Source organism: Microcystis sp. M090S1, from assembly GCF_020246295.1.
Classification (GTDB): Bacteria; Cyanobacteriota; Cyanobacteriia; order Cyanobacteriales; family Microcystaceae; genus Microcystis; species Microcystis aeruginosa.
The window spans coordinates 1-6,816 of the sequence record NZ_JADBTF010000031.1 but is presented as its reverse complement, the minus strand read 5'-3'; the positions used below and the strand labels follow the sequence as shown (position 1 = coordinate 6,816).

Genomic DNA, 6,816 nt, shown 5'->3' with positions numbered 1-6,816 from the left:
AGATATTAACGCCAGTAAAAATATTTTGGCCGCAGGGCTTGCGGTGTCAGTCTGTAGAGCGACCATAAGACCAGAACAGAGTAAATCTGTTAAGGCAGGTGCGAAAAATCCTTCGGGACAGAAGCAGAAACCTAAATCGTGAGGTTTGGGAATCGCCGTCCGTTTTACGGCGGCGAGGATGTCAAGGTAGCCTGTTCACTTTCCACCTTTTCGAGTCGTTTATCCATCCCCCCGACTTTCTCGGTTAAAGCGACCAATCCTATCGATTTAACTTGTTCGTTTTCCACCTTTTCCAGTCGTTTATCCATCCCTACGACTTTCTCGGTCAAAGTAGCTAATCCTATCTCTACTTTATTTAATCTTTCATCGATTCTGTCAAAGCGCTCATCAATCTTGTCAAATTTTTGATTAACGTCCCTTTGTAGATTATCTATTTTTTGACTAACATCCTTAACGCTGTCTTTGATATCCTTTAAGACAGTTTCTAGGGAATAAGTGACGGTTTCTCCGGACATTCTGGTAAACTCCCCTTAGTTTCATCTTGATCCTTCTCCCATTCTTGCTTTATCCATGGGAGACTACCCTTTAATTATCACCCCAAAATATAGTGCCAGTGTTTGTTTCCCCAGCAGATACCGGCATCTGTCCCCTTTTGTCGATTAAATTTGTTAGATTTTGGAGGAGAAATGTTAACTTATTTTAAAATTTATGTTGAGCAGCACTGCTACCTATCCCATCGGGGGAACAGATATCGATCGCTTTGATTGTCGTCAAGTTTGGTATCCTATCTACTACGTCAAAGATTTAGACAAAAAGCAGCCCCAACGCTTTACCCTACTAGAAGAGGATTTAGTGATTTGGTGGGACAAAAATCAGCAAGAATGGCGAGTTTTCGAGGATAAATGTCCCCATCGTCTCGCTCCTCTCTCAGAAGGTCGTCTTAACGAAAGCGGACATCTAGAATGTCCCTATCACGGTTGGTCTTTTTCCGGAGGAGGAAACTGTGAATTTATTCCCCAACAACCGGAAAACAGTCAAGCTAACACCTCTCGACGCGCTTGTGTGCGGTCTTTTCCCACGGCTATCCGTCAGGGATTATTATTCGTTTATGCGGGTAATCCCGAAAATGCTCCCCTGACTGCGATTCCAATTATTGAACCCATGGAGGAGGATGCCGATGCTTGGATTTGTTTGGATACATTTCGAGATCTACCCTACTCGGCCGTCACTTTAATCGAAAATATTATCGATTCTAGTCATGTTCCCTATACCCATCATCTCACCATCGGTAATCGGGCCAATGCCGCTCCTATGGAGTTAGAAATTATCGAGTCCAATCGTCAGGGATTTAAGGGTATTTGGCCCGAAGGACCGCGTAAAGGTAAATTAGGTCAGCAATACAGCAATTTTATCGCCCCCGGATTCATTTACCACGATCTCACCTCGGAAAAGTTCGGACGGACTTTAACAGCAGTCTATGCAACTCCAATCCGTCAGGGAGAATGTCGTCTCTTTGCTCGTTTTCCCTTTAAATTTAACTCTAAACTGCCGAAATTCTTCATTAAGCTTACCCCCACTTGGTATTCCCACATCAATCAAAACGCTATTCTTGAAGATGATCAGATTTTTCTCTACTATCAAGAGCGTTATCTGCAAGCTCAGGGGGATAGTCGGAATTTTAGTCAAGCTTGTTATCTCCCTACCAAAGCGGATTTATTAGTGTTTGAGTATCGCAATTGGGTTAATCAATACCAAGCTGATCCTTTCGCCGGTCAACCTTTTCCCCCCCTACAATCAAAAGAGATTCTCCTCAAACGCTATCACTCCCATACCAAAAATTGTGCTGTTTGTCAAGGGGCTTTAAAAAATATTAATCGTCTGCGGGGGTTAACAATAGCGATCGCTATTGTTCTTGGTCTATCTCTACCACTTTTAGCCCTAATTTTCGGTCAATCGGCCCTCCTTCCCGTGACAGTGCTGACAGCATTAACTGTAATTATGGTGGGAGCTTATTGGCGCTTGGGAGAACTGAAAAAACAGTTTTATCAAGGACGGGAATTATTGCCGAGAAATACCGGTAAAAAGCGATAAAGCTGCCGAAAAAGAGCGGAAGTTAAGGAACCTGTTGCTCATTATCGACTTTGGGGGTTTGGTTTTGGGAAGATTGCTGAAGTTCTTGCCAGCGAGTTTCTGCCAGTTGTTTTTGTGTTTGCACTTCTCGGTCATTGGAACGATAACGAAGTGATTCTTGATAAGCTTGAATCGCTCGCTCGTATTGACCGAGTTTAAACCAACTATTGCCTAAACTTTTCCAGGTTTCGGGGTTATCTTTTTGTCTTTGAATCGCCTGTTGATAGGCGGTTATGGCTTGAGAATAGTCGCCTAAACGATAGCAAGCGTTACCGATACCGATAAAAACTTCGGCTTTTTGGGAAGAAATGCGGCGAGCTTTTTCGTAGGATGCGATCGCTTCTTGAAATCTTTCCATTTGATGAAGTAATGCCCCTTGATTTAACCAAGCTTGATAATAATTATAATTGGCTTTAGTTGCTTGAGTAAATGCCTCCAAAGCTTCTGAATTGCGACCTAATTTTTGCAGAATAATCCCTTGACTATAGTGAGCTTGGGAAAATTGAGGATTAAATTGTCCAGCTTTGCTATAACTTTCTAAAGCATCATTAACTTTATTTAATTGATAGAAACTATTACCTTTTTGATACCAAATTAAGGCATTATCCGATTCGAGCGCTAGAGCCTGATCATAGGCTTTAACTGCCCCTTCATAATCCTCAATATTTTGTAATGACCAGCCTTTTTTATACCATGTTTTGGCATCATTTTGCTGAAAAGTTAACAATTTGTCAAGAGCTTTTTGGGCGGCGGAATATTGTTGCAGTTCTAGATAGATATCGGCTTTACCTTGCCAAGCTTGACTAGCGGCAGGATTAAAAGATAAGACCCGCTCAAAACTTTCCAAAGCCTCCTGATTTTTGCCTAATTTATCTAAAGCTTGCCCGCGACCGAGCCAAGCTTGCCAAGCGGAATCTGGGTTAATTTGAATAGCTTTTTCGTAGGTATTTAAAGCTTCCGAGTATCTTTTTAAAGCTAATAAAGCATCAGCTTTTCCTTGCAATGCCTCAAGATAATCGGGATTAATTTTTAAGGCTTGACCATAGGAATTAAGGGCATCAGTATAGCGTTTGAGTTGATAAAAAGTCTGACCTTGTTGATAGTGATCAAGAGAATTACGAGAATTTTGCCAATAGTTAAAACCCAGATAAGCACCGACTATTAAGCCAATTGTCCCAGAGACAAACAAGATTTTTGTTAGCCAAGATTTCCCTTGACGAGCAACCTGACCTTGAGGTTTCACCCCATAGGTAGTTTTCGGAGCGAGATGATAAATTTTACCTAATTTTCTCAGATCGATTAATGCTTCACTGACACTGGTATAACGCTGACGAAAATCATAGCGGATCATGCGCTCGATAACATAACTAAACTCGGCGCTAGTCATGGCCAAATGTTGCCAGAGAATTTCCCCCGTGCGAGCATCCAGTGGAATATCTTCGGGATCTTCACCGGTTAAAGCTTGTAATCCAATAATACCAGTGGCATAGATATCGCTACTAAAACGCGGATAACCTTGGGCCTGTTCACTGGGGAAATAACCAGGGGTACCAATAGCGATGGTAGAAACGGTTTTACCTTCTTTAACCACTTGAGTGCTAATTTGTTTGACAGCACCAAAATCAATTAAAACCAATTGATGATCTTGGCTGCGACGAATAAGATTAAAGGGATTAACATCGCGATGGATCACCTGTTTGTGATGGACAAATTCGAGAATTGAGAGAATTTCTGTTAATAAAGCCACCACTTTCCCTTCATCTTGCCTATAGACACCGGCAGTAATTTCTCTGGCTAAATCTTCCCCTTCAATGTATTCTTGCACGAGGAAAAATTGCCCATTTTCCTCAAAATAAGCAAATAAACGGGGAATATGGCGATGACTGCCCAATTCTTGCAGGATTTTCGCCTCGGTTTCAAAGAGTCGTCTAGCGATGGCTACAGTTTCGGCATCCTGGCACTGGGGTTTAAATTGTTTGATCACACAACGATTTTGATTGGGTAACTGGCGATCGCAGGCTAAGAAAGTTTGTCCGAATCCCCCTTTTCTCAATTGACGGATAATTTGGTAGCGATGACTAAGGATGTTTCCGGCAGCGAGTTCCATAGACGATGGTAATCCGAGGTTTTTTACTATTCTAGGCTTTTCGGCTCTCTTTTGCGGTCGATGGACAAAATGCGGAAACTTTCCCATTCTACTTTTTTCCCTATAGAGAGAGAAAAAATTCCCTGTTGAGGGGACTGACATGACAGACAGAAAAAAATAATCTAGAAACAGAGAAAGTTCACTGTTGTTTTTTGAGAGGATAACCGCTATGTCTATGAATCCTGTTACTAGAGCCAGTACAGCTTTACTGATTACCCTGCTCATGGGGTCGATGTCCGGTACTTTTCCCGTCCTCGCTCAAAGTAATATTAATCGGCCACGTCTCATCGCTCAACAAATCTCGATTCCGGTGGGAACAGTTATCCCTTTGAATTACGAGAAAGCCGATAAAATTTTAGTTTCTAAAAGTGATGTTATTCCTCTGACTTTAACCGTAGCCAGAGATATTCGTAACCGCAATGGGATTGTGGTGATTGCAGCGGGAAGTGAAGTCAAGGGTACTTTAGAAGCGGCGGGCCGAGGTGTGCGGTTTATTGCCGATGAAATTGGCCTCGATGGGGGCAATCGCACCATTCCCCTCAATGCTACTTCGCGATTAATTACTACCACTGAAACCCTGCGTAAAGGGGCAAAAACTCAAGATATCTTAGGGGGAACCCTCGCCGGTGCGGGGGCAGCCACAGCGATCGCTGCTCTTACGGGCGATCGCAAGATCGAAGTTCTCGATGTCTTAGCGGGGGCAGCCGTGGGAACCCTTGCAGGATGGGGCTTACCGGCGGCGGGAATTGTCGGTGGTAGTTCCGTGCAGTTATACTCTGTTAACCCCGATCGAGATTTAAATATTACCCTGCAATCGCCCCTAGTGATCAGAGATTAGTGAACGGCAAACCATGACCAAATCCGTCTGCTGGCGGATTTGGTGTCAACTAATTGGTTTAAGCTGCCCGCGCCTTTAAATTGCTTGTTGAGACGAGACAAGAGACAAGAGACAAGACCCCCCAACCCTAGGGTTGGGTAGGGTTGATTCATGAATCAACCCTACCCTCCCAACCCTACCCGACATCGGGGTGGCAAGGGGTGGCAAGGGGGGGTCAGCTAATCTAAGGATAGGCGGTTAAGATGCGTCTTAGTTTAATCGGAGCGATCGATTTGTTAGATTTTTAATAGTCCGTCTGTCAACCAATAGACAGAAACAGTCAAAACATAAGAATCAGAGATCAAAGTATGAAACTTCCTACAGGGTTACGGCGAACTATTACCCATGCTTTGGCAACTTTTCTGGGAATTATGCTCGGTTTTAGCAGTTTAGCGGCGGTAAATGCTCAAAATCTGCCCAGCGATGCCGCCGATCTGGCCAGAATTCCCCCGGAGATGACGGCGGAAAGTTTTGTCGCTAAGGCAGTGGCGCGCACGGGTGCGGCAGTAGTGCGAATTGACACCGAAGCGATCATTACTCGTCCCAATAGCCCCTTTTTTGATGATCCTTTTTTTCAGGAGTTTTTTGGAGAACAGTTTCGTCTTCCCACCCAGCAGCGAGTTGCTGGCCAGGGATCGGGTTTTATTATCGATGGCAGTGGTTTAATCTTAACTAATGCCCATGTGGTCGATAATGCCGATAAGGTAACGGTAACTTTAAAAGATGGTCGTAGCTTCAAAGGAGAAGTGCGCGGTACTGATGAGATCACTGATTTAGCCGTAGTGAAAATTAATCCCCAAGGGGAAAATTTACCTGTAGCCGTCCTCGGCAATTCCTCATCCATACAAGTGGGGGACTGGGCGATCGCAGTAGGCAATCCCGTCGGTCTAGATAATACGGTAACTTTAGGAATTATTAGCACGATCGGGCGCTCGGCGGCTAAGGCGGGTATTCCCGATAAACGCATTGATTTTATCCAAACCGATGCCGCTATTAACCCGGGTAATTCCGGCGGTCCTTTACTCAACGCCCAAGGGGAAGTCATCGGCATCAATACGGCGATTCGTGCCGATGCCATGGGCATCGGTTTTGCCATTCCCATCGACCGGGCCAAGCAGTTACAAGCAACCCTAGAAGCAGGTCAAAAGGTGGCCCATCCCTATATCGGTGTGCAGATGGTTAATCTAACTCCCGATTTAGCCCGGGCTAATAATCAAAACCCCAATTCTGCCATGATCGTCCCGGAAGTGTCGGGAATTTTGGTGGTGAAAGTCCTACCCAATACCCCCGCCGAAAAAGCCGGGATCCGTCGCGGGGATGTGATTGTTAAAGCTAATAATCAACCGGTTAGCGATGGCGCTGAGTTACAGGAAATGGTGGAAAAAACCGGGATCGGTCAATCTTTACCCCTAAGAATCAGAAGGGGGGAAAGGGCGATCGATCTCACCGTAATCACCGCCCAAATGTCAAATCAGTAATCGGCAGTCAGTGATCAGTTATCAGATGTGAGTTTTCATCGAAAATTTGGGTCTGAAACCCCGTCGTTCTACGACGGCTTTACTGTTAAATATTAGCGCATTTACACGATATATGCTAGAATGCGAGATATGGAAAAAGCCTATTCGTTTCGATTTTACCCAACACCCGAACAAGAGTCGCTATT

General features: G+C 44.4%; 7 protein-coding genes and 1 pseudogene. 5 read left to right on the top strand and 3 right to left on the bottom strand.

Features of this window, described 5'->3' with window-relative positions:
* Positions 1-142 (top strand): annotated as a pseudogene (locus IM477_RS01325) (RNA-guided endonuclease TnpB family protein); the annotation flags it as partial.
* 22 nt (positions 143-164) lie between these two features.
* On the opposite strand, the gene IM477_RS01320 reads toward IM477_RS01325, so the two are convergent.
* Positions 165-515, bottom strand: coding sequence for a hypothetical protein (locus IM477_RS01320; RefSeq protein WP_287730204.1), 351 nt, complete (start codon positions 513-515; stop codon positions 165-167).
* 193 nt (positions 516-708) lie between these two features.
* Between IM477_RS01320 and IM477_RS01315 the strand changes: the two genes are divergently transcribed.
* The gene (locus tag IM477_RS01315) at positions 709-2,091 is read left to right on the top strand and encodes an aromatic ring-hydroxylating dioxygenase subunit alpha (protein WP_287730203.1); all 1,383 of its coding nucleotides are present in this window, start codon (positions 709-711) and stop codon (positions 2,089-2,091) included.
* Positions 2,092-2,113: 22 nt separating this feature from the next.
* Here IM477_RS01315 and IM477_RS01310 read toward each other — a convergent pair whose 3' ends face one another.
* Positions 2,114-4,237 carry a serine/threonine-protein kinase gene (locus IM477_RS01310; RefSeq protein WP_287730206.1) on the bottom strand — a complete coding sequence of 708 codons (2,124 nt, stop codon included), beginning with the start codon at positions 4,235-4,237 and terminating at the stop codon, positions 2,114-2,116.
* Between the two features lie 208 nt (positions 4,238-4,445).
* Here IM477_RS01310 and IM477_RS01305 point away from each other — a divergent pair, with 208 nt between their 5' ends.
* A complete protein-coding gene (locus IM477_RS01305; protein ID WP_287730202.1) occupies positions 4,446-5,114 on the top strand; it encodes a hypothetical protein in 669 nt (222 codons plus the stop codon).
* Here IM477_RS01305 and IM477_RS01300 read toward each other — a convergent pair.
* Entirely contained in the window at positions 5,111-5,266 is a 156-nt protein-coding gene (locus IM477_RS01300; protein ID WP_287730200.1) for a hypothetical protein, read from the bottom strand. The two genes, IM477_RS01305 and IM477_RS01300, sit on opposite strands and share 4 nt — an antisense overlap.
* Positions 5,267-5,461: 195 nt before the next feature.
* On the opposite strand from IM477_RS01300, the gene IM477_RS01295 reads away from it, so the two are divergent.
* The gene (locus IM477_RS01295; RefSeq protein WP_287730199.1) at positions 5,462-6,631 is read left to right on the top strand and encodes an HhoA/HhoB/HtrA family serine endopeptidase; all 1,170 of its coding nucleotides are present in this window, start codon (positions 5,462-5,464) and stop codon (positions 6,629-6,631) included.
* A gap of 120 nt (positions 6,632-6,751) precedes the next feature.
* Positions 6,752-6,816, top strand: a 65-nt coding sequence (locus IM477_RS22845; protein ID WP_353845523.1) for a helix-turn-helix domain-containing protein, incomplete at its 3' end; no start/stop codon positions are given.